The sequence below is a fragment of the Pseudoscardovia radai genome, assembly GCF_002259605.1.
GTDB classification, from domain to species: Bacteria; Actinomycetota; Actinomycetes; order Actinomycetales; family Bifidobacteriaceae; genus Pseudoscardovia; species Pseudoscardovia radai.
The window spans coordinates 132,354-154,962 of record NZ_MWWR01000006.1; the positions used below are offsets into that span (position 1 = coordinate 132,354).

Consider the following 22,609-nt stretch of genomic DNA (forward strand, 5'->3'; position numbering starts at 1 on the left):
GCCCCGGCGCCGGTCAACGACCGACCGCGCCGGGCGCCACGGCATCACACGTGCGTGCGGGCAGCGGAGCCCGGGCGCCTATGGAAAGGCATATGGAAAGGAGAGGTGGATCCCATGGCACAAGATTCACAATCGCCCAACGGCGGCTCGCCCGATGACGACGACCTCGCCGACATCAAGGGCGTGACCATGCCCAGTGAAATGGGCGGCGCCGACAACGCCTCCGGAAGAGGAATCGACGACACCGACACCTACGGCTTCTTCGACATCCTCAACACCGAGACGCCGTTCAACGCCAAGTCCGACACGCAGCTGCGCGAGGCCGCGGACGCCGAGGCCCTCGCCCGCAGGAAGGAAGAAGAGGAGCGCCGCAAGGCCGAGGAGGAACGCAAGAAGCGCGAACGCCGCCCGTTCGGACGCCGCCGTGACGATTCCGACTCCGACGATTCCGATGATGCGCAGGACGCCGAATCCGACGATTCCGCGAACGACGCGAAGTCCAACGATTCCGTCAACCCCCTGGCCGAGAAGCTCGCCCGCGAGGCGCGCGCCATCGCCGAGGGCGAGCCGGCGCAGCCGCGCAACCCCTTCGCCGCTCCCCTGGACGGCGCGGACGATGGTTCCGACGAGGGCGCGAAGGGTTCCGATGCGTCCCAGAACGCCGACAGCGCGCGATCTGCGGACGATTCGGCCGACGACGACGGCACGACCATCGTGCATCGTGCGCGCGTGCCGCGGCAGGACCCGAACAAATACGCCTCCAGCACGGGCTTCGCCACGCCCCAGCAGGTGGCGGCGCTGCGCGAGGCGCGCCGCCGCGTCAAGGAACGTAGCACCGATCCCAACGCCGAGCCGTCGGTGGAAGATATCGAGCGCGAGGCGCGGGCCATCATGAACGAGACGCCCGGCGACCGCGCCGCCCTCACCGAGGAGGAGAAGAAGCGCCAGGAGGAGTTCAAGGAGCGCCAGCGCCAGGCCGACGCGCTGATGGATCAGCAGCGCGAGGAATCCGAGAGACGCGCGATGCTCGCCAAGAAGCGCCGCGAGGCGCAGCGAACCGTCTTCGCCGAGGAAGCCAAGCGCCAGGCCGACGAGGCCAAGCGCCAGCAGGAGGAGGAGCAGCGCAAGGCCGAGGAAGCCAAGCGCGCCGCCGCCGAGGAGAAGGCCCGCAAGGAGGCGGCCGAGCGTGAGCAGGCGGCGAAGGAGGCCGCGGCCCGCCAGGCTGCCCAGCAGGAGGAGGAACGCCGCCGCCATGATGCGCAACGCGCGGAGGAGCAGCGCAAGGCCGCCGCGCAGGCCGTGATCCAGCGCAACGAGGACGAAATGCGTCGTCGTGCCGCGGGCGGCGCGGATACTGGCATGCAGTCTCCCGTTCGCCAGGCGCCTGCGCGTCAGATGCCTGCACGTCCGACGCCGCAGAGGCAGGCGCCGAATTCCGTGGCCCCGGATGCGCGAAGCCTTCGGGACGCCGCGCGCGAGCTCGCCCGGGAATCCGCGCATGACGCCTCCGCCGGCCTGTCCTCCGCCGCCGACGTAGCGCGCGCCGCTCGTTCGGCGGCCGCTGCCTCGGCCCGACCGGCGCAGGGATCGTCAATGCAGGGATCATCGATGCAGGGATCATCAATGCGAAAGCCCCCTGCCGGCAGGAACGATGCGGCTGCCGCGGTCACGGCCTCGGCAACTGCCGCCGCCCGCGCCCCGCAGGCCGGACGACCGATGCCGCAGGCATCGTCCCGCCCGCAGGCATCGTCCCGCCCGCAGGCATCGTCCCGCCCGCAGGCCGACGCACACCGACCGCAGGCCGACGCACACCGCCCGCAGCAGGGCGCGTCCTCGCAGAACACTCAGAACGCCAAGGACACCACCATGAACGATTATCGATATGGCAACGGCGGGAACGCTTATAACGACGAAGCGCCCACCCAGCGCATGCCCGAGGAGATGTACGCACGCCGCGGCGTACAGATGCCCCCGGAGCAGGATTACCGGCAGGGCTACGGCCAGCAGGGATACCGCCAGCAAAGCGGATACCGCCAGCAGGGGTATCAGCAAGGCTACGAATCCCAGGGATACCGGCAGGGCTACCAGCAGCAGGGCTACCAGCAGCAAGGCTACGGACAGCAGCCTGCGCAGGGCGGCCCGGCGCAGGCGCATCCGTCGAACGAGGAGATGCGCGAGGAGTTCCAGGGCATGCCCGGCGTGTACGTGCAGCCCGACCACTTCGTGGTGCCGCAGAAGTCCGACGATTCCAAGACCAAGGACAACGAGAAGCGCAAGGCCCTCGCCGAGGCCGTGGTACGTCAGATGCACGCGCAGTACCCCGACGCCGACCCTGAGTTCATCGAGGCGCTCAGGAGGCTGACGCTCGAGAACGCGTCCGATATGCACCTTGTTGTGGGCGCCCATCCGGCGCTGCGAGTCGACGGCAAGCTCATGCAGATGCCCGACCTCAGCGTGTGGGACGGCAACAAGACGTGGGAGACCGTCAAGATCATGACCACGGAGGAGGACCGCGAGAGGTTCGAGAAGGAGCTCGAACTCGACCTGTCGTTCTCCATCGGCCAGCTCGAACGATTCCGTGTCAACGTGTTCCGCGACCGCCAGGGCGTGGGACTCGCGCTGCGAACCATTCCGCTCGAGATCAAGAACGCGCAGCAGCTGGGCCTCGACCCGCGCATCGCGGATCTCGCGCTTCTGCCGCGCGGCCTCGTCCTCGTCTGCGGCCCGACCGGCTCCGGTAAGTCGACCACCCTCGCGGCCATCGTCGACAAGGCCAACAACGAACGCCACGACCACATCATCACGATCGAGGATCCTATCGAGTTCGTGCACCAGCACAAGAACTGCATCGTGAACCAGCGCGAGATCGGCACCGATACGAAGAGCTTCTCCGAGGCGCTCAAGCACGCGCTGCGTGAGGACCCCGACATCATCATGGTCGGCGAGCTTCGAGACCTCGAGACGATTTCGACGGCCCTGACCGCCGTCGAGACCGGCCACCTCGTGTTCGCCACGCTGCATACGCAGGACGCCGCGTCCACCGTCGACCGACTCATCGACGTGTACCCGGAGAACCAGCAGCAGCAGATCCGCATCCAGGTGGCGTCGACGCTGCAGGCCGTGATCGTGCAGACGCTGCTGCCGCGCGCCTCGGGCCACGGCCGTGCGCCGGCCACCGAGGTGATGTACTCGACGCCCGCCATCGCGGCACTGATCCGCGGCGCCAAGACGCACCAGATCCGCACCCAGCTGCAGGCCGGCGGCGAAATCGGCATGCACACGCTGGACCAGGACCTCGCACGTCTCGTGACCAAGGGCATCGTGCGCCAGGAGGATGCCGTCAAGAAGTGCCAGGTGCGCGAGGAGTTCGACAAGCTCTGCGCCCGCGGCATCGCGTGACGACGATCGCGTGACGGCGGCGGCGATTCGTCGCCCCTAATCCACGGGGAGAGGCTTTCCAAGCCTCTCCCCTTTTCTGTGCCCGCGGTGAGGCGAGAGCGGGGCCGGGCGGGACGTTCAGTGTGTACGATCGCTCACACTGAACGGCCCCGACCCCTCCAAACCCACCGAAACCAAGGGTCAACGCCCTTCACCGCGCACATTCGCTCACACTGAACGCCCCCGACCCCTCCAAACCCACCGAAACCGAGGGCCAACACCCTTCACCGCGCACATTCGCTCACACTGAACGCCCCCGACCCCTCCAAACCCACCAAAACCGAGGGCCAACACCCTTCACCGCACACATTCGCTCACACTGAACGGCCCCGGCGTTTAAGGAGGTCGGCCGAAGAGGGGAAATCCCGCCCTCATGGCGAAGAAACCTCACCACGAACCTCCATTCCCGACCCCGCCCACGCCAATGAGGGGAGAATCGTGCCTCATGGCGAACAATCCTCGCCACGAACCGCCATTCCCGACCCCGCCCACGCCATCGAGGGGAGAATCGTGCCTCGTGGCGAACAATCCTCGCCACGAACCGCCATTCCCGACCTCGCCCCGCCGACGAGAGGAAAATCGTGCCTCATGGCGAAGAAACCTCACCATGAACTCCCCTTCCCGACCCCACCCCAGTCCGCAGGGGGAAAATCGTGCCTCATGGCGAACAATCCTCGCCACGAACCACCACCCGCTCCTCACCACTCACCCGCCGCCCCTCGAACGCCGCCCGCACTCATTCGTCCACCGGACGGAAAGCGATTCCGTCTTATTGGTAATCTCCACCGCCACCTCCCGCCGCCCGACCGCCCGCGTCAGACGCCGCCAGCGCCCACCTTCCTCGCCCCCGCTCCACATCGCTCCGCATCGCTCCACCTCACGGCGTATATTCGGGAGGGACGCGGTCGTTCCCCGCCATACCGCGGAAACCAAGGGAGAACCCAAAAACAATGAACGATCAGAACACCACGACCACCCCTGCGACCCCCGCCGCAACCCAGCTCCCGCCGGACTCGCCTGTCCGCGCGCGGATTCTCGAAGCGGCGCGAACGGTGCGGAACACCACGCCGCTGGCGCAGTCGGTCACGAATTTCGTGACGGTCAACTTCGTCGCCAACGCGCAGCTCGCGGCGGGCGGCACGGCGGCGATGAGCTATCTGCCGGACGACGTTCTCGCCACGGCCGAAATCTGCAACGCGTCGTATATCAACGTGGGCACGCTCCAGCCGTATTTCCGCGAGGCGTTCCCCGAGATCGCCCGCGGCTTCAAGCGCCTGGGCCACCCCTGGGTGCTCGACCCGGTGGCGGCGGGCATCGGTGACACGCGCACGGCCATCCTGACCGCATTCCGCGACACACCGCCGACGGTGGTGCGCGGCAATGCGTCGGAGATCATCACGCTGGCCACGATGTGGGGCTTGGGCGCGCCGTTCGACAAGGCATACGATGGCGCCGCCGCGGCATCCAACGCCGACTCCAACGCCGACGGAACCGACGGACACGCCGCACACGGGGCGGCCGAAGCAACCGACGTGGACATCACAGCGAACCGCCCGCAAGGCGTGGAATCGGTGGACGACGTGGATTCGGCGCGCGACGCCGCCGTGGCACTGGCCCGGTTCATCGGGGGCGCGGTGGCCGTGTCGGGCGCAGTGGACCTCGTGACCGACGGCACCACCGTGTACCGGCTCCCGGGCGGCAGCGAATACATGACGAAGATCACGGGCGCGGGCTGTTCACTCGGCGGCGTAGTCGGGACGTATCTGGCGGTGGCCGATCCGCTGACCGCCGCGCTCGGCGCGTCCGCGCTGTACAACCAGGCGGGCTCCGCGGCCGGCCGGAAGGCACACGGCCCCGGATCGTTCCAGGTAGAGTTCCTCGACGCGCTGTGGGCCACGACGCCCGAGCAGATCGCCGCCGCGCCCATCACGGTGGAATCCGCGCGCTGAAGCGGGACGGACACGTGCGGGCCGATCACAGGGCCGACGCCGACCGCACCCACCACACCATCGCACCGACCACACCATCAACAACAGAAGGAGAACCATGGCACATATCACCCCGAAGTCCCCGGACGCCCCGGATTACGTGAACACGCTGGCGTCCGTCGCCATCTACCCCAACGGCGTCGGCGAGGAACTATCGACCTACGTCAGCCAGGCGGTGGAGGTGATCCGCGAGTCCGGTCTGAGCAACGAGACGCATTCGATGGCCACCGAGATCGAAGGCGACCTCGACGATGTGCTGCGCGTCATCCGTGACGCCACGATGAAGCTCGCCGGCCAGGGCTACCGCACGGGCGTGCACCTTTCGCTCGACATCCGTCCGTCGTTCCGCGACCAGATGCATGCGAAGGTGAAGCTCGTCGACTCGATTCTCGCCGACGAGGCGGCCGACAAGGGCACCGTGGAAGCCGAGGACTAAGCTTCTTCCCGCTCCACCAACGCATCCACCAACGCATGAGGCCGTGCGCCCCGGATTCCGGGGGCTCACGGCCTCATGCATATCGCCATGCCTGCGCACGGCGGGAAAATCGTGGACACGCCGCACCGCAGCACCTACGGCACCTACGGCACCGCAGCGCCTACGGCACCTCATGCCGCGCCTGCCTCCCCGCGCGCCTACTTCTTCACGCCGCCGAAGCGACGGTCGCGGTTGGCATAACGGTCGATGGAGCGCCAGAACGCCTCGCGGCCGTAGTCGGGGAACAGCTCGGGCACGATGTCATACTCCGCGTACGCCGCCTCCCACGCCAGGAAGTTGCTCGTGCGCTGCTCCCCCGACGTGCGGATCACGAGGTCGCAGTCCGGGATGTCGGGGTTGTACAGGCGCTGCGCCACCGTCCTCTCGGTGATGCGGTCGGGGTTGAGCCTGCCGTCGCGCACCTCTCGCGCGATTTGCGCGGCCGCGTCCGCGATCTCCGCGCGGCCACCGTAGTTGATGCAGAACACCACGTCGATGGTGGTGTTGTTCTTCGTGCGCTCCTCGGCGGCTTCGATCTCCTCGATCACCGAACGCCACAGGCGCTCGCGGCGCCCGGACCAGCGCACGCGCACGCCCCAGCTGTCGAGCTGATCGAGGCGGCGGTGGATGATGTCGCGCGAAAATCCCATGAGGAAGCGCACCTCGCGGGGCGAGCGCTTCCAGTTCTCGGTGCTGAACGTGTACAGGCTCAGGTAGCGCACGCCGGCCTCGATGGCACCGGCGATCACATCGCAGACCACGGGTTCGGCCGCCTGGTGCCCCTCGGTGCGCACGAGGCCGCGACGCTGCGCCCAGCGCCCGTTGCCGTCCATGATGAGGCCCACATGGCGCGGAACCTTGCCTTTAGGGAACGTGGGGATGATGGACGGATCGGAGAACGGGGCCGCCGGGACGTTGAGTGACGTGTAGTCGACGTTGTCAAAACTCATATCATCGAATGTAACAGCCGGAGTGAACGAATGGGGCGCTCCAGGTAGTATTCGCTCCAATCCTCGACAATGGCGATGGTGGTGGCGTCGAGATCCGGGGCGGCGTCGAGGGCGCCCCAGTCCCCCGTGAGAAGCTGCGTAAGTTCGTCGAGCACACGCCGGTCGGTGGCGCGCGAGTCCGGGAGCATATGGGTGTCGCAGAACACGCCGCCGCCGGAGACGGAGAAATGCGTGCAGGCGACGTCGCCGCAGACGGTGCAGGAATCGAGACGGGGCAGCCATCCGCCGCGTGCCATGGCGCGAAGCACGTAGGAGTACGCGATGGTCTGCGGCGTGTGCATGCCACGGGCGAGCGAGGCGAGGGCGCCGACGAGCAGGTTGTACTGCAGGGAATCGGTGGCGTTCTCGTCATCGCTGACATCGCGCCATTTCGAGGCGTGTTGCGGGTCGGCGTGAAGACGGTCGGCGGTTTCGGCCACGACGTTCGCGGCGAGGTAGGCGTTGTAGTCGGCGCAGATGCCGCGCGCGTACGGGAACAGAACGGAGGCCTGCGACACGACGTCGAGGGAGCGCCCGGTGGCAATGAGCAGGTCGGAGCGCATGAAGGGCTCGAGACGCGAGCCGAAGCGGGATTTCTCGCGCCGGACGCCGCGTGCAACGGCGCGGACCTTGCCATGGCGGCGCGTAAGGATCGACACGATGCGGTCGGCCTCGCCCAGGTCATAGGTGCGCAGGACCACTCCCTCGTCGTGGTACAGGGGCATGCGTGTCTCCTTTCGCGCACTCCTTTCATGCACTCCTTTTGCGCAGTGGCGTGCGCGTTTCTGAAAGAGAATTCTAGGCTGCGGTGCGGAAGCGGATCCACGATTCGGCTGCGGGCGGAGGACAGACGATGACGGCACGGAGCGACGATGGCGCGACACGCCGCGACACGCCAGGCACGGGGCGACACGGGGCAACGATGGCGCGGCACGGGGCGACACGCGTATGCGAAAGGGTCGGCACGCAATCCGTGCCGACCCTTCGTGCACTGGCGCGGCAACGCCGGCGCCATCGTGTTATGCCAGGATGCCTACGCGGTCCACTCGTATGACTTCGAGGTGGAGGAATACGTGTAGGAGTGCTTGACGGCGCTGTTGCCGCTGGCATGGTCGTTCGTGGCGGTGATCTTCCATGCGCCGGCCGCGTCCACGCTCAGCGTCAGATGCACGCCTTCGCTCACGTCCACGGTCTTGTTGGCGATCTTGCAGGTGGGCGCCGTACCGCCGAGCGGATAGTCGCAGGTCGTGCCACTCAGGCCAGCGGCGGAATCATCGTGCGCCTGCGCGTAATCCGTAACGGCGATCACCGCCTCGCTCACCGCCTGCTCGGTCTGGGAATTGTAGGTGCCGGCACGCTGCTTGCGCCACAGCGGAATCGCGATAGCCGCAAGAATAGCCGCCACCACGATCACGACCATGATCTCGGTCAGCGTAAAGCCCTTCTCTCCCTTGGCCCTGCGCCGCAACGCCCTGATAACGGGGTTCATCGTTGTCTCCTCCATTCCGGAATGCCGATGCGCCAGTCGGCCACGCATCATCACGCGGCCCATGTCACGACACGCCTGACCTCTCCGGCGTGTCGCAAAACACGCGCAAAAAGCCATGCGTGCCGACGACGGGGCGGCGCATCCGGCTCCTCTTCGTTGACGTTTCGATTGTACCCGCGGCACGGGCGCGGCGAAACCGCATACCGAAACCGCGTCACCAGTAGATGAACAGGCCCCAGAAAGCGAGCACGAGGAGGATGAGCAGGATCTCGAGCATGCACACCACGGCGGTGAAGCGGCCGAACGTGGTGGCGGCGAACGGAACCTCGCCCACGGCCTCGGGAGCCGCGGGGCGGCGCGGCTTCCACGGTGCGCGGAGCAGGCCGTGCGCGTCGAGCACCTCGAGACCGGCGGCGAACACACATGCCCACACGAACACCACCATGCAGCACACCACCTGCACGGCGTACCAGCCCCACCAGATGGCGCCGGGGGCGACGGGCGCCGCGCCCCAGATGAGCTTGACGACGCGCAGGACCACCTGCCCCAGTTGCGAGAAGAAGAACAGAAGCGAGCCGAAGGTGCAGATGAAGCTCAGGAGCAGCAATCGTTTGAAATACCGCGAATAGCCCAGCGCGGAGCCCTCCTTGCGGTGCTTCTTGATGACGTGCTTGACCGCGGCGATGATGACGCAGACGAGAAGCACGAGCAGCAGGAGGATCTGCAGCACGTGGATGGCGATGCCGTAGACGGTGGCGGCGCGACGCGGGTGCAGGTTCTGCGGCACGGCCACGGCCTGACGGATCGTGGCACCGGCGACGGCGGGCGTCGTCTGCTTCAGGCCGCGGGTCTGTCCCACCGCCCAGTCCACGAAATCATCCTCGTAGTGGTCCACGAGCACGGTGCCGGTCTCCGCCTCGTCGCCGATACGCAGCACGTGGTTGCCGATCGGATAGTTGCGGATCGTGACGTCCCAGTTGCCCGCGTCATGCGCCATGCTGAGGATGGTGGCGGCGCCCTCCACCTGCGGCGTCATGACGTCCTTCGAGCCGTATGCCACGAAGGTGGGCACGCTGTAGGACTCGGGCAGCATGGCCTGGAAATTCACGTTGTCGAGGCCGAGGAAGGCCAAGTCGGCGGAGAAGACACGCTGCACCATGTTCTTGTAGCCGGGGTTGGCGCCGACGATGGAGAAGTCCTGCGAGACGAAGAACGCGAGCGCGTTGAGCGGGTTGAACACCAAGGGGCTCAGAAGCACCTGGAAGGCGATGTCGCCGTCCTCGCGGATCACGTACGGGGCGATCCACGCGCCTTCGGACGTGGCGTAGATGCCCACTTTGCCGGAGTCGACGTACGACAGGTTGCGCAGGTACTTGATGCATTGGTCGTAGGCGTGGGCGGAGCCCGGATAGTCGCGCGTCACGTCGTTCGTGCTCCACACGGGTTTGTCGACGGTGAGGGTGACGAAGCCGGCGGAGGCGAGGTCGGTGGCGACGTCGCCGAAGGAGTTTTCTGCGGTGCCGTAGCCCGCTCCGTGCATGTAGACGGCGGCGGGAAGCTTGGCCGGAAGGGCGGACGACGGCGCCGTGGCGCCATCGGCGAGCTTGGCATCGGCGGTGGAGCCCGAGGCACTGACGCCGGCGGGCATGCGCACAAGGATGTGGGCGTGCTGCACCTCGCCGGTGCCGGGACGCACGAGGTCGATGTAGTCGCTGATGGTCTCGACCTCGTAGGTGCCTTTGGCGGGCAGCGTCTCGCCGCCGGCTTCGTAGGCGACGCTGGTGTCGTTGCTCATGGTGCTGATCGACTGGTCCGTCGGCTCGCCGGTCCACGCGATGGTGGTGATGCGCGACAGGCCGATGAGGCCGGCCATGAGAAGGATGAAGACGATGATGCTGACGACGCAGCGCCTGGCCACGCTCCAGATATGACGCGACTGGTGCGGCTGGGTGGGGACGGCGGCGGTGCCTGCGGTGTCCGTGTCAGCGGCGGTGCCAGAGGCGGCGGAGGATGCGCCGGCATGGGGCGCCGTGCTGGTCTCGCGCGGCGTCGTCGGGTCCTGGTCATTGGGGGAAGGCTTTTTCACATCTGACACAATTGTGTAGTTTATGTCATGGCCGGAACCGGGAACGGGGCGAGGCAAGACGTCTCATCTCGTAGCGGAATCGTCCCCGGATGAGGCTATCGCCGCGCAGGCATCGTATTGTCTTCTCAGCAGCGTCCTGTCAGCGCGGCGCCCGTCAGGCCTGCGCCCCGTCGGTCACGGGAATGACCACGGGGCCCGCGCCCGAGGCGCCCGCCCCGTCGCCCGAGGCCTCCATCTCGCCTGCGATGCGCTGCGCCTCCTCGAGAAGCGTCTCCACGATCTGGTCCTCCGGCACGGTTTTGATCACCTTGCCCTTGATGAAGATCTGCCCCTTGCCGTTGCCGGACGCCACGCCGAGATCGGCCTCGCGCGCCTCGCCCGGACCGTTGACGATGCAGCCCATGACGGCCACTCGAATCGGCGCCGTGATGCCTTTGAGCCCTTCGGTCACCGCCTCGGCCAGCTGGATCACGTCGACCTGCGAGCGCCCGCAGCTGGGGCACGAGATGATGTCGAAATGGCGCTGGCGCAGCCCCAGGTATTCGAGGATCTTGCAGCCGACCTTGACCTCTTCGACCGGCGGCGCGGACAGCGACACGCGAATCGTGTCGCCGATGCCCTCGGCCAGCAGCGCGCCGAACGCGAGGCACGACTTGATGGTGCCCTGCCACGCGGGGCCGGCCTCGGTCACGCCAAGGTGGAGCGGCCAGTCGCCCTTCGAGGCGAGCAGGCGGTAGGTCTGCACCGTCGTGACGGGGTCGTGATGCTTGACGGAGATCTTGAAATCGTGGAAGCCGACGTCCTCGAACATATGCGCCTCCTTGAGCGCGGACGCCACGAGTGCCTCGGGCGTGGGGCCGCCGAAGCGCTCATAGATGTCTTTGTCGAGGGAGCCGGCGTTCACGCCGATGCGCAGGCTGATGCCCGCGTCGGTGGCGGCCTGGCAGATCTGCGGCCCCACCTTCTCGAAGTTGCGGATGTTGCCGGGGTTCACGCGCACGGCGGCGCAGCCGGCGTCGATGGCCTCGAACACGTACTTGCTCTGGAAGTGGATGTCGGCGATCACCGGCAGCGGCGAGCGGCGCACGAGCTCGGGCAGCGCGTCGGCGTCATCCTGCGTAGGAACGGCGACACGCACGATGTCGCAGCCTGCCTGGTCGAGTTCGCCGATCTGGCGCAGTGTGGCGGAGACGTCGCGAGTGGGCGTGTTCGTCATGGACTGCACGGAGATGGGCGCTCCCCCGCCGACTGGTACGGGGCCCACCATGATGCGGCGCGACACGCGGCGCGGATGCAGCGGCGATTCGGAGATATCCGGGTCGCCGGTTTTGCGGAAGCCGGCGGACGGGGCGGTTGCGGCGGACGCGGCGTCGTGAGTGCCGGTTGCGGTTGTGGTGTTTTCGGTGTTCTCGGTCATAACGGTCCTTCCTGCGGTCAGGAATGCTGTCAGGAATGCTGTCAGGAAACAGGAATGCTGTCAGGAAACAGGTCAGGCGGCGTAGGAGGCGATGCGGGCATCTGCGAGGGCGCGGGCCTCCCGCTCGCACTCGAGCATGTCGGCGACGGATTCGAAACGGGGCCCCGATGCGGAAGCGAGGCGGTCGTCCATGTCGTCGAGCACGCCGCGCACCACGTCGAAAATGCCCAGATACGGCAGACGGTGCGCGAGGAATGCGTGCACGGCCTGCTCGTTCGCCGCATTGAGGGCGGCGGTGTGGCGTTCGGAAGAGTCGAGGCAGCGGCGGGCCAGCGCCACGGAGGGGAAGGCCTCGTCATCCAGCGGTTCGAAGGTCCAGGTGGCGGCGCGTGTCCAATCGCAGTGCGCGGCCACGTCGGGCATGCGATCGGGCGCCGACAGGCCGAGTGCGATGGGCAGGCGCATGTCGGGCGGCGAGCATTGGGCGATCGTGGCGCCATCGCGGAACTCCACCATCGAATGCACCACCGACTGCGGGTGCACCGTCACCGCGATATGCGCCTGGTCGATGCCGAACAGGCGGCTCGCCTCGATCACCTCGAGGCCTTTGTTCATCAGCGTGGACGAGTTGATGGTGACGACGGGGCCCATATGCCACGTGGGGTGGTTGAGCGCCTGCTCAGGCGTGATGGAGCCCATGCGGTCGCGCGTCCAGCCGCGGAAGGGGCCGCCGGACGCGGTGATGACGAGACGCGAGACCTCGCTGTGTGTGCCGGCGCGCAGGCACTGCCAGACGGCGGAGTGCTCGGAGTCGACGGGGTTGATCTGGTCGGGGCGGATCTGCGCGTCGAACAGCAGGTGGCCGCCGGCCACCACGGATTCCTTGTTGGCGAGCGCCAGCTGGCTTCCGGCCTGGAGCGCGGCGATGGCCGGTTCGAGGCCGATGGAGCCGGTGATGCCGTTGAGCACCACGTCGGCGCCGGAGCCGGCGAGCGCCACGACCGCGTCGGGTCCCGCCGTCACGGTGACATCGCGGGGGCCGAGGCCGACGGCGGCGAGGTCATCGCGCAAGGCGGGCACGGCGCCGGGGTCGGATACGGCGATGGCCGGCACGTGGAACCGCGCGGCCTGCTCGGCGAGGAGGCGCGTATGCGCTCCCCCGGCCGCAAGGCCCGTCACGGTGAAATCGTCGGTATGGCGGGAGATGACGTCAAGTCCCTGGGTGCCGATGGATCCGGTGGAACCCAGAAGAATGACAGTGCGCATGAAGCGATCCTCGATTCGTCAATCCGCGCCGAGGCGCGGCCATGCGCGCGTCGCGCAGCGTTTCGGCGCAGCGCGACGCGCGCATCGTTAGGTAGAAATCGTGAAATGGATATCGTGGCGCCGTACGGCGCCTGCGGCGGCTACTGGCGGGAGGCGTCGGAGTCGGAACGGCCGTCGTCAGGAATCAGCGGCTCCACGATGGGGCCGGAGGAGATGATGCCGGTGGGAACCGACATGTCGGAGTCGGCGGCGGACTGGCGCGGGCGACCGGTCATGTCGCGCGAACCGTTGACCAGCGAGGCCAGCGAGCTGCTGCCGCGTTCGGACGTGTGCTTGGCATCGGCAAAGGACATCGGCGGCTGCGGGGCGGGGGCCGGCGTAGCGGCCGGCGAATCGGACGGGGCTGCGGCAGAGGCGCGGCCCGTGTCGCCGTGGTGCACGTCGGCGCGCGGTGCGAAGGACTGCGGGGCGGTGTCGAAGCCGGTGTCGAAGGACGATGCGCCCGCTCCGTAGGTGCCGAGGCCGGCGGCGTCGAAGTCCACGGTGGACGATGCGTCGGGGACGGAGGAAGACACGGAAGCGTCGAATCCCCGATCGCCGTAATCCGCCTCGGCGCCGTAATCGGAAACGCGAGTCGAGGCGACGGTCGTCGTTCCGGTCGCTGCCGCGGCGGCTGCGGCGCGGTCGCTCGCGGCGCGCGCCACGTCGAAGCCCGGAGTGAACGTCGGTGCGGGCTCCTCCGGTTCGTCGACGGGGGCCGGTGCGGACACGGTGCGGAAGTCCGCGGAATACGGCTCGTCGGCGGACGGGGCCGGCGACGGGGTGTCGTAGGAGGCCGGCGCGTCGACGGGCTCGGCGGAGGAATCGTTGACGAAGCGCTGCGCGGAATCGGTGGAGGCGATGGGCCCCTCGATGCGTTCGAAGGATTCGATGCGCGCGAGCACCTGGAGCATGCGGTTGATGTAGGCGTCGACCTGGCGCTCGTCATAGCCGCGGTGGCCGGTGCGCTGCGTGAACACGATGTTCGCGACGTCCGACAGCGTCCAGACCTCCGGGTCCTTGCGGCGCCTCTTCGGCTCCGGCGCGTCTTCGACGGCGATGCCGCTCGTCTTGCCCAGCTGGTCGGCGATCTGCGCGATGACGCAGTCGATCATGTGGTCGACCTGCGCGCGGTCATACGATGGCTTGTTCGGCAGGCCGTCGGAGAAGCGCTCGCCATGCGGGCGGGCGGCGCGGTCATGCAGGGAGCGGGCCAGGGTATCGGTGCGGGCGCGCCACGCCACGCGGCCGTAATGCTGGACGTCCCACTGCGTGCGCTTGTCGACGACGGCGCTTTCCAGGCGGGTGAGCGCGGCATCGACCTCGGCCACGGAATAGCCGTTCTTCACAAAGTCGAACGACGCGCTCTGAATCTCCTCCTGCGTGAGGCGCGGTTCGGGAGAATCGTAGAGTTCATGGGCGTGCTCGAGGAATTCGTCAACCTTCTGCGGGTTATATCCCATCTTGTGCTTGCCGACCCGAGTGATCGACGGGGCCGCGCCCTGCTCTGCGTTGTCCTTTGTCCTAGGCATCGAAGCATCCTCCTGAAGTCCGAGAATCTCTAACAAGATTACGCGATAATTCCGACCACGCCCGTCCAACGCCTCCATATGCGCGGAAAACGCACGTTTGCGAAGCCGCGCCCCGGGCCGGGGCACATTGTCGCGCACCCTCGACCGCAGTTAGGGCGCCAAAGACCGCTCCAAGCCGGCCTATCTCCCGCCGAGGGTGCAGAATCGTGCACCCTCGACGGCAGTTACGACGCCCAATACCGCTCCAAACCGACCTATTCCCTTCCGAGGGCGCACCATCGTGCACCCTCGACCACGGTTAGGGCGCCAAAGACCGCTCCAGACCGGCCTATCCCCCGCCGAAGGCACAGAATCGTGCACCCTCGACCGCAGTCATAGTCCCCCAAGCTGCTCCAGACCGGCCTATCCCCCGCCGAGGGCGCACCATCGTGCACCCTCGATGGCGGTTAGGGCTGTGGAATGGGGAGATCAGGCAGACAATCCCTGCCGAAGGTGCAGAATCGTGCACCCTCGGCGGCAGTAAGGGGTGCGGAACAGGGAAACCGGACAGACAAACGATACCGAGGGTGCAGTACCGCGCCCCCTCGACCACGGTTGGAGAGACGGTTGGGTCAGGGAATGGGGAATGGAGCCGTCGCCACGTGTCGGGGCGGCATCCCGGCGCCGACATGTGCGCCGACACATGCGCTAAAACCCGCGCCGAAACCGGCAATGGAAACCGGCGAAAAGAAAAACAGTGGGCAATGAGGGATTCGAACCCCCGACATCCGCCGTGTAAAGGCGACGCTCTAACCACCTGAGCTAATTGCCCGCAGTCAGACAGCATACAGCCTACCGCCCGACCACGCGTCCATTGTCCGGAACAGCCTGTCTGCCTTGGCATGGTATCCGGCACCGCCCCGGTCCTCGTCCCTGCCCAAGTTCAGAACAAAACGGAGCGGATTGCGTCGAACGGCATTGCCGCAACGATTCACGATTGCGCCGAGCGCCGGCGCCCGCCGAAGCCCATCTCGCAGGCGCGGCGGTATAACGCGAAGCTATGGGGCCGTCGGGGAAGAACCGATAATCGACGCCCCGTGTCGCGAGCGCGGCGGGAATATCGTGGCTCCTACAGCAGCCACCGAGCAGTCCCCGTACACGGATTCCCCGTACACGGAGCGCACGTCGAGGCATAACCCATCGCCTCCGACGCATCCCATCCGCTCCCGACCATCCACGGATATCCACACGGGCACGCACCGGCCGGCGCCACAAGCCCACCCAACGCCACGCACAGCGCACAGCGCACCACGCACCGCGCGCTGTGCACCGCGTCCATGCACCACGCAATCCGACCCCGGGAGCCCATATGACCTTCACGTATTACACGCCCAGCACCCTCGTCTTCGGCGACCACGCCCTCGACGCCCTCGAAGACCAGCTGCGCCTCAACGGGGCCACGTCCATCCTCTTCGTGTACAGCGGCGGCTACGTCGACACGCTGGGAATCCGCGATGCGGTGCAATCGGCCGCCGCCTCGCTCGGCGCGTCGCTCATCGAGAACGGCGACGTGGTGCCCAATCCGCGCATCGAGCTCGTGCGCACGCTGATCGACCGCTCGCGCTCCGCACATGTGGATTTCGTGCTCGCCGCGGGCGGCGCCAGCTCCTTCGACACCGCTAAGGCGGTGGCCGCGGGCCTGCGCTACGACGGCGACGTGTGGGACCTCTTCCTCGGCACGGCGCCGGTCACGAGCACGGTGCCGACGGGCGTCATCGGCACGATCGCGGGCAGCGGTTCGGAGGTCTCCGACTGCGCCGTGCTCCAGCAGGGCCAGGACAAGCGCGCCCTCGAGACGCGCGTCATCATCCCGCGCTTCGCCATCGTGGACCCGGCGTTCTCCGCCACCGCCCCGTACCACTATCAGGCCGCGGCCGCGGCGGATCTGGCCGTCGGGTTCCTTGAGCCGTATTTCACGTCGAAGCCGCATATCGAGGCGGCCGACCGCCTGCTGGAGGGCGGCTTCCGCGCAGCTCTCCGGGCCGGCGAACGGTACGCCGCCGACCCGTCCGACCTCGCGAACCGCACCGACCTGCACTGGCTGTCGGCGACTATGTTCAACCACTGCTTCCTCGCGACGGGTTCCTGCAACGATTGGACGACGCACCGCATCGAGCATGAGATCGGCGGCGAGTTCGACGTAATCCACGGCGAGGGCATCAGCGCCATCTTGCCCTCCATCATCCGCTCTGTGGCGCGCGTGGCGCCCGACAGATATGCACAGCTCGCGGTGCGCGCGCTGGACATCGACCCCTACGACCACACGCCGCTCGAGGCGGCGAACGCGCTGGCCGACGCGCTGGAGAGGCATTTCCGTGAGCTCGGCCTGGCCACGTCGCTGCACGAGCTGGACATCCCCCGCCCCGCCATCGCCACGATCGCCGACCGCCTTACGCACGGCGGCACGACGACGGTGGGCAACTACCATCCGCTCGACCGCGGGGCCGTCACCGAGATCCTCGAGCTCGCGTACTAGCCACCTGCCCCGTCCCGTTCTCCGCCTCACCCCATCCACTCGCCCCCATCGTCTGTCAGAAAGGAAGGAACGATGAACCAGCAATCACCCGCCGCGGTGCCCGAAACCGCCGCCGCGCAGGACGCGCGCCACGAATCCGCCCGCGCCAACGGCATCCACATCGCCGGCCTGACGAAAACCTACATCGGCGACGAAGGCCGCAAGGTCGCGCTCCACGATGTCGACATCGACATCGCCGAAGGCGACGTGTACGGCGTCATCGGCCTGTCGGGCGCCGGCAAAAGCACCCTCGTGCGCTGCATCAACGGCCTCGAGTCCTACGACAAGGGCTCCGTCACCGTGCGCGGCCACGAGGTCGGCGACCTGTCGAAGAAGCAGCTGCGCGACCTGCGCCGTGGCATCGGCATGATCTTCCAATCGTTCAACCTCATGCCCTCGCGCACCGCGGCCGGCAACGTGGAGCTGGCACTGCTCGACTCCGACCTGACCGCCGCCCAACGCGCCACCCGCGTGTCGCGCCTGCTCGACCTCGTGGGCCTCAAAGACAAAGCCGACAGCTACCCCAGCGAGCTGTCGGGCGGCCAGAAGCAGCGCGTCGCCATCGCCCGCGCCCTGGCGAACAACCCGAAGGTACTGCTCAGCGACGAGGCGACGAGCGCCCTCGACCCGAGCACCACGAAGTCCATTCTCAAGCTGCTGCGCCGCCTGCACGACGACCTGGGGCTCACCATCGTCATCATCACGCACCAGATGTCGGTGATCAAGCAGATCTGCAACCGCGTGGCCGTCATCGACCACGGCACCATCACCGAGGAAGGGCGCACCTTCGACGTGTTCGCCAACCCGCGCACGCCGTTGACGCAGGCCTTCGTCGCCACCACGTCGAGCCTGGGCAAGATCGACGATCTGATCGCCGACAAATCGCCGCTTATCGCACTGCACCCCGGACAGGTGCTGCTGCGCATGCGCTACATCTCGCAGGAGGTCTCAGAGGCCCTCGTCTCGCATATCTCCCGCACCTTCGGCATCGACGCGAACATCATCGTCGGCGACATCGACGTGATCGACGACGCACCCCTCGGCGGCCTCGTCGTCATCCTCGACGGCGCGGCCGACCGCATCGAGGCCGCCATCGACTACCTGCGCAACCGCAATATCGGAATCGAGGTTTTGACAGCATGACCATCCTGAACTCATGGTTCCCCAACGTCGCCGCGCGTTTCCCGGAATTCATCGACAGCATCATCCAGACCCTCGTCATGGTGCTCGTCTCCGGCCTCATCTCCTTCGTCCTCGCCACTCTCTTCGCGGTGCTGCTCACGCTGACCGCCAACGACGGGCTGACGCCGAACCGCGCCGTGTTCAACGTGCTCGACAAGCTCGTGAACCTGCTGAGGTCGATCCCGTTCATCATCCTCGCCGCGGCGCTCGTTCCCGTAACGCGCGCCATCGCAGGCACCGCCATCGGCACGCGCGGCGCCATCTTCCCGCTCGTCGTGGGCATCACGCCGTTCTTCACGAGGCAGATCCAGTCCGCGCTCGCAGGCGTCGACAGGGGGCTTATCGAAGCCGCCGAGTCGCTGGGCATGAGCGTTCCACGCATCGTGCGCCGCGTATACCTGCGCGAGGCGGTGCCGTCGATCATCCGCGTGAGCGTCATCGCCACGGTGAGCCTCATCGGCCTGACCGCCGTCGTGGGCATCGTGGGCGGCGGCGGCCTGGGCGACTTCGCCATCCGCTACGGATACCAGCGCTACATGCTCGATGCCACATACGCCACGATTATCGTGCTCGTCGTGCTGATCGGAATCATCGAGTTCGTCGGCCGGCAGCTCGTGGAGCTCACCGAGCACTGACGACGGGGCTCCGTCTTTCCCAGAAGCCCCGTCTTTCCCGCAGCCTTCGTTCCCCACACATCAAAACACCAGAGAAACCACAAGAGAAAGAAACGCATCCCCATGTCATCCACCGGTTCCCCGAATCCCGACACCAACCGCACCGACGATATCGACGCCGCCGCCGCGAACGGCGCCTCCGCCGTCACGTCGAAGAAGGCCCGCGCCCGCACCAGGCTTATCGCCGCGGCCATCGTCGCCGCCATCGTCGTGATCGGCGCCGTGGCCTACACGCTCGTGCGCTCGAACCGCGCCAAGGGCACGACGGTCGTCACCGTGGGCCTCGTAGGAGACTCCGACGAAGAGATCTGGAAGACGGTGCAGCAGGTGCTCGACAGCGAGAACGCCGGCATCACGATCGAGACGAAATCCTTCCAGGACGGCATCTGCGCCAACCGTGCGCAGGCCAACGGCGAGCTCGACCTCACCGCGTTCCAGCACTACGCGTTCCTCGAGCAGGAGATCTCCGACAACGGCTACGAGCTCTCCCCCATCGGCGAGACCTACATCTGCCCGCTGAACCTGTACTCCGACAAGTACACCGACGTCTCCCAGTTCCAGGCCGGCGACCAGGTGGCCATCCCGAGCAACGCCACGAACACGGGGCGCGCGCTCAAGGTGCTGGACGCGGCCGGGCTCATCCAGCTGGCCGACAACACCAAGGAGAATCCGACGGTGGATGACATCGTGGCGAATCCGAGCGGCATCGACATCCAGCTGGTGGACTCCCCGTCCATCGTGAACCTGCTGCCCGACTACGCCGGCGGCATCACGAACGCGAACTTCATCGTGGACGCGGGCAGAAGCGTAAGCGACGCGGTGTTCCAGATGAACCCCGACGCCAGCGACCCTGCGCTCAAGCCGTATGTGAACATCATCGTGGCGCAGACCTCGAAGAAGGACGACCCGACGTACCAGAAGGTGGTGGATGCCTACCACAGCAAGGCCGTCGCCGACATCATCACGAGCAGCTACGACGGCACCTACGTGCCGGCGTTCTCCTACTGATTCCACTGACGGGGCGTCGCGACCGGGCCCCGCTCCTCATCGCTTCGCCCGCCCCATCCCTCCATCCCTCCATCCCTCCATCCCTCCATCCCTCCATCCCTCCATCCCTCCATCCCTCCATCCCTCCATTCCCCTCCATCCCCCCCCATTGCCTTACCCCACGCAGAATCGAGGAACCATGACCACACCCAACACGCCTCAGACTTCCGGCCTGTCGGCCTTCGCACGCGGCGCCCAGGGCGCCGCACCCGGCATCACCCTGGGCGCACCGACCCGCGTGAGCGACGCCGCACCGTCATCCGCCGTCATCGATGCCTCGGTCGCGAGCGCCGTTGCGAGCGCCACGCCGACCGACGCCTATGTGCGCCGTTGGTCGATGTGGCATGACCGGCGCGTCGAGGAGCTGACGGCGCCCCACGGCTATCTGGCGCCCGTGTCGATCACATGGGTGGCCGAGGGCGAGTCCGCCCGCGTACCCCGTGTGCCCGGCACCTGGGTGGCGCGCGACGACACGCTTGTGTATGTGCCGGACGGGGCCGTCCCGCCATCAGCCCACGGAGCCATCGCCCCGTCCCCTGCCGTCACGCTCAACGCAACGCCGGTCGACGCCCCGGTCGCTTTCCGCCCCTCCCTGTTCGGCGAGGAAGCGCTCGCCTACCTGGACTACGGCGACTTGCGCGTCGAGGTCAATGCGCAGACCGACTTGGCGAACCGCACGAGGCATCGTTTCTGGATCCGCGTCAAGGACCCGCAGGCCAAGGCGCGCCGCACCTTCGATGGCATCGACACGTACCCCGTCGACCCGTCGTGGCGACTGCCCGCCTCCTTCCGCCGCGCCACCGGCAAGGAGCTGGATATCCACGATTCCGTCGTCACCACGGTGTTGCAGTCCTACCCAGTGGTGGGCTCCGTCGACTTCGAGTACGACGGAACGCCGTACAGCCTTGTGGTGTGCAATGTGTTCGGCCATGTGACGGTGTTCTTCTCCGACGAAACGACCGGCTCCGAGACCTACGCGATCGGCCGCGTGCTGCACCTCGACCCGCTGCATCTGGACGACCTCGACTCCATCGACTTCAACTACGCCTTCAACTACCCGTGCGCGTTCTCGCGCTTCTGCACCTGCCCCATCCCGTCGAAGCGCAACCACCTGCCCTTCAAGGTGACGGCGGGCGAGAAGAACCCGAGGAACGCCGCCGAGTACTGACGGGCGGCCAGGAGGACAGAATATGGCAACAGGACGCAAGGATTCGGACGTCCGCCCCGGCCCCAACAGGTATGTGAGCCGCATCGGCGCCGCGCTCCATCTGGGGCGCTATATCGAGGACTACCACCGCCCCGTCATCGTGACCGGCGAGGCGTCGTGGCAGGCATACACGCGCTACGTCGCCACGGCCACCGACCCCGAGACGGGGCTGCGCGGCGAAGTGCCGCTGACGCTTGTGGAGCATTATGACGGCAGCGCCACCATCCGCAATGCGCGCCAGATCGCGGGGCGCCTGCCCGCCGACACGGACGCGATCGTGGCCATCGGCGGCGGCAAGCTGTCGGATACGGCGAAGAACGTGGCGGAGCTGGCGCGCACAGACATCATCGTGGTGCCGACGCTCGCCTCCACATGCTCGGCCTATTCCACGGTGTCGGTGAACTACGACGAACGACACCGCTACGTGAGCTCGCCGCTGCATCCGCGCACGAGCGTCCTCACGCTCGTCGACCCCGCCTTGGTGGCCACGGGACCGCGCCGCTACCTCGTCGGAGGCATCGGCGACACACTCGCTAAGTGGTACGAAAGCGCCCCGATCTTCGATCACGCCGAGCATCTGGGGCCTTTCGACCTACTGGCTCGCGAATCCGCGCGGCTTATCCGCGCGCAACTGCTCGAGCACGGGGCGGCGGCGCTGCAGGCGCTGGACGAGGGGCGCGTGGACGTTCATCTGCAGACGGTGGTCGACACGGTGATCGGCCTGGCCGGCACCGTGGGCGGTTTCGGCGGCGCCGCAGCCCGCGCGTCGGGCGCCCATGCGGTCAACGATGCGCTGAGCCTGATTCCCGGCGCGGCGCAGGTGACGCATGGCGAGAAGGTGGCGTACGGCATCCTCGTGCAACTGGCGGCGCAGGGTCTGGAAGACGATATCCGCGCCCTCCTGCCGTTCTACCGCCGCATCGGGCTGCCACGTTCCCTGGGCGACATGGGCCTGGCTCCGACGCCCGAGGAACGCGCGGCGGTTCTCGGGTTCGCGGCGGGCAACCGCATGGGGTTCTCAGCGGCGGTGCCGGGCATCACGGCGCACGACGTGGGCGTGGCGATGGACGAGGTGGAGCGCATCGCGGCGCAGGACGACGCGGCGCATGCTGGCATGGCGCACGATGACTAGATGACTAACGGCACATATGCATAAGGGCGGTGGATGCGATCTGCATCCACCGCCCTCTTCAATGGGAAAGTAGGGAAAGTCGTATACCGCCTAC

At 67.3% G+C, this 22,609-nt stretch carries 16 protein-coding genes and 1 tRNA gene; 9 read left to right on the plus strand and 8 right to left on the minus strand.

Annotated elements, in window-relative coordinates; genetic code table 11:
* The first annotated feature begins 114 nt into the window (after nucleotides 1–114).
* From PSRA_RS09570 to PSRA_RS04605, 3 genes are all read left to right on the plus strand, one after another.
* Nucleotides 115–3,399 carry a type IV pilus twitching motility protein PilT gene (locus tag PSRA_RS09570; RefSeq protein ID WP_245834893.1) on the plus strand — a complete coding sequence of 1,095 codons (3,285 nt, stop codon included), beginning with the start codon at nucleotides 115–117 and terminating at the stop codon, nucleotides 3,397–3,399.
* 989 nt (nucleotides 3,400–4,388) lie between these two features.
* Nucleotides 4,389–5,387, plus strand: coding sequence for a hydroxyethylthiazole kinase (locus tag PSRA_RS04600; protein ID WP_094660720.1), 999 nt, complete (start codon nucleotides 4,389–4,391; stop codon nucleotides 5,385–5,387).
* A 97-nt stretch (nucleotides 5,388–5,484) separates the two neighbouring features.
* Nucleotides 5,485–5,862, plus strand: a complete 378-nt coding sequence (locus tag PSRA_RS04605) for an MTH1187 family thiamine-binding protein (protein ID WP_094660721.1) — start codon at nucleotides 5,485–5,487, stop codon at nucleotides 5,860–5,862.
* Between the two features lie 197 nt (nucleotides 5,863–6,059).
* On the opposite strand, the gene PSRA_RS04610 is transcribed toward PSRA_RS04605, so the two are convergent.
* The 8 genes from PSRA_RS04610 to PSRA_RS04645 form a co-directional block, all read right to left on the minus strand.
* A complete protein-coding gene (locus PSRA_RS04610; RefSeq protein WP_094660722.1) occupies nucleotides 6,060–6,851 on the minus strand; it encodes an isoprenyl transferase in 792 nt (263 codons plus the stop codon).
* Complete coding sequence (gene recO, locus PSRA_RS04615) at nucleotides 6,848–7,615, minus strand: DNA repair protein RecO (protein WP_094660723.1); 768 nt, start codon at nucleotides 7,613–7,615, stop codon at nucleotides 6,848–6,850. Before recO ends, PSRA_RS04610 begins: the two co-directional genes overlap by 4 nt.
* A gap of 308 nt (nucleotides 7,616–7,923) precedes the next feature.
* Complete coding sequence (locus tag PSRA_RS04620) at nucleotides 7,924–8,379, minus strand: prepilin-type N-terminal cleavage/methylation domain-containing protein (RefSeq protein WP_094660724.1); 456 nt, start codon at nucleotides 8,377–8,379, stop codon at nucleotides 7,924–7,926.
* A gap of 214 nt (nucleotides 8,380–8,593) precedes the next feature.
* Nucleotides 8,594–10,465, minus strand: a complete 1,872-nt coding sequence (locus tag PSRA_RS04625) for an alpha/beta hydrolase family protein (RefSeq protein ID WP_245834894.1) — start codon at nucleotides 10,463–10,465, stop codon at nucleotides 8,594–8,596.
* A gap of 154 nt (nucleotides 10,466–10,619) precedes the next feature.
* Complete coding sequence (gene ispG / locus PSRA_RS04630; protein ID WP_094660725.1) at nucleotides 10,620–11,882, minus strand: flavodoxin-dependent (E)-4-hydroxy-3-methylbut-2-enyl-diphosphate synthase; 1,263 nt, start codon at nucleotides 11,880–11,882, stop codon at nucleotides 10,620–10,622.
* 72 nt (nucleotides 11,883–11,954) lie between these two features.
* A complete protein-coding gene (dxr, locus tag PSRA_RS04635; RefSeq protein ID WP_094660726.1) occupies nucleotides 11,955–13,148 on the minus strand; it encodes a 1-deoxy-D-xylulose-5-phosphate reductoisomerase in 1,194 nt (397 codons plus the stop codon).
* 140 nt (nucleotides 13,149–13,288) lie between these two features.
* Nucleotides 13,289–14,719: a DivIVA domain-containing protein gene (locus tag PSRA_RS04640; protein WP_158216320.1), complete on the minus strand. Its 1,431-nt coding sequence runs from the start codon at nucleotides 14,717–14,719 to the stop codon at nucleotides 13,289–13,291.
* A gap of 737 nt (nucleotides 14,720–15,456) precedes the next feature.
* Nucleotides 15,457–15,530: transfer RNA gene (locus tag PSRA_RS04645), tRNA-Val, on the minus strand.
* Nucleotides 15,531–16,067: 537 nt separating this feature from the next.
* Between PSRA_RS04645 and PSRA_RS04650 the strand changes: the two genes are divergently transcribed.
* The 6 genes from PSRA_RS04650 (at nucleotide 16,068) to PSRA_RS04675 (ending at nucleotide 22,515) form a co-directional block, all read left to right on the plus strand.
* The gene (locus PSRA_RS04650) at nucleotides 16,068–17,234 is read left to right on the plus strand and encodes an iron-containing alcohol dehydrogenase (RefSeq protein WP_094660728.1); all 1,167 of its coding nucleotides are present in this window, start codon (nucleotides 16,068–16,070) and stop codon (nucleotides 17,232–17,234) included.
* Between the two features lie 72 nt (nucleotides 17,235–17,306).
* Nucleotides 17,307–18,416, plus strand: a complete 1,110-nt coding sequence (locus tag PSRA_RS04655; RefSeq protein ID WP_094660729.1) for a methionine ABC transporter ATP-binding protein — start codon at nucleotides 17,307–17,309, stop codon at nucleotides 18,414–18,416.
* On the plus strand, nucleotides 18,413–19,090 hold the full coding sequence (locus tag PSRA_RS04660) for a methionine ABC transporter permease (RefSeq protein ID WP_094660730.1): 678 nt from the start codon (nucleotides 18,413–18,415) through the stop codon (nucleotides 19,088–19,090). Before PSRA_RS04655 ends, PSRA_RS04660 begins: the two co-directional genes overlap by 4 nt.
* Nucleotides 19,091–19,192: 102 nt before the next feature.
* Complete coding sequence (locus PSRA_RS04665; protein ID WP_094660731.1) at nucleotides 19,193–20,137, plus strand: MetQ/NlpA family ABC transporter substrate-binding protein; 945 nt, start codon at nucleotides 19,193–19,195, stop codon at nucleotides 20,135–20,137.
* Between the two features lie 178 nt (nucleotides 20,138–20,315).
* Nucleotides 20,316–21,344 carry a DUF1684 domain-containing protein gene (locus tag PSRA_RS04670; protein ID WP_094660732.1) on the plus strand — a complete coding sequence of 343 codons (1,029 nt, stop codon included), beginning with the start codon at nucleotides 20,316–20,318 and terminating at the stop codon, nucleotides 21,342–21,344.
* Between the two features lie 22 nt (nucleotides 21,345–21,366).
* Entirely contained in the window at nucleotides 21,367–22,515 is a 1,149-nt protein-coding gene (locus PSRA_RS04675) for an iron-containing alcohol dehydrogenase family protein (RefSeq protein ID WP_094660733.1), read from the plus strand.
* Nucleotides 22,516–22,609: the final 94 nt, after the last annotated feature.

What these genes read in the sequence shown, in the direction of transcription:
- PSRA_RS09570 (WP_245834893.1), top strand. Translation starts at nt 115, where the DNA reads ATGGCACAAGATTCACAATCGCCCAACGGCGGCTCGCCCGATGACGAC.
- PSRA_RS04600 (WP_094660720.1), top strand. Translation starts at nt 4,389, where the DNA reads ATGAACGATCAGAACACCACGACCACCCCTGCGACCCCCGCCGCAACC.
- PSRA_RS04605 (WP_094660721.1), top strand. Translation starts at nt 5,485, where the DNA reads ATGGCACATATCACCCCGAAGTCCCCGGACGCCCCGGATTACGTGAAC.
- PSRA_RS04610 (WP_094660722.1), bottom strand. Translation starts at nt 6,851, where the DNA reads ATGAGTTTTGACAACGTCGACTACACGTCACTCAACGTCCCGGCGGCC.
- recO (WP_094660723.1), bottom strand. Translation starts at nt 7,615, where the DNA reads ATGCCCCTGTACCACGACGAGGGAGTGGTCCTGCGCACCTATGACCTG.
- PSRA_RS04620 (WP_094660724.1), bottom strand. Translation starts at nt 8,379, where the DNA reads ATGAACCCCGTTATCAGGGCGTTGCGGCGCAGGGCCAAGGGAGAGAAG.
- ispG (WP_094660725.1), bottom strand. Translation starts at nt 11,882, where the DNA reads ATGACCGAGAACACCGAAAACACCACAACCGCAACCGGCACTCACGAC.
- dxr (WP_094660726.1), bottom strand. Translation starts at nt 13,148, where the DNA reads ATGCGCACTGTCATTCTTCTGGGTTCCACCGGATCCATCGGCACCCAG.
- PSRA_RS04640 (WP_158216320.1), bottom strand. Translation starts at nt 14,719, where the DNA reads ATGCCTAGGACAAAGGACAACGCAGAGCAGGGCGCGGCCCCGTCGATC.
- PSRA_RS04650 (WP_094660728.1), top strand. Translation starts at nt 16,068, where the DNA reads ATGACCTTCACGTATTACACGCCCAGCACCCTCGTCTTCGGCGACCAC.
- PSRA_RS04655 (WP_094660729.1), top strand. Translation starts at nt 17,307, where the DNA reads ATGAACCAGCAATCACCCGCCGCGGTGCCCGAAACCGCCGCCGCGCAG.
- PSRA_RS04660 (WP_094660730.1), top strand. Translation starts at nt 18,413, where the DNA reads ATGACCATCCTGAACTCATGGTTCCCCAACGTCGCCGCGCGTTTCCCG.
- PSRA_RS04665 (WP_094660731.1), top strand. Translation starts at nt 19,193, where the DNA reads ATGTCATCCACCGGTTCCCCGAATCCCGACACCAACCGCACCGACGAT.
- PSRA_RS04670 (WP_094660732.1), top strand. Translation starts at nt 20,316, where the DNA reads ATGACCACACCCAACACGCCTCAGACTTCCGGCCTGTCGGCCTTCGCA.
- PSRA_RS04675 (WP_094660733.1), top strand. Translation starts at nt 21,367, where the DNA reads ATGGCAACAGGACGCAAGGATTCGGACGTCCGCCCCGGCCCCAACAGG.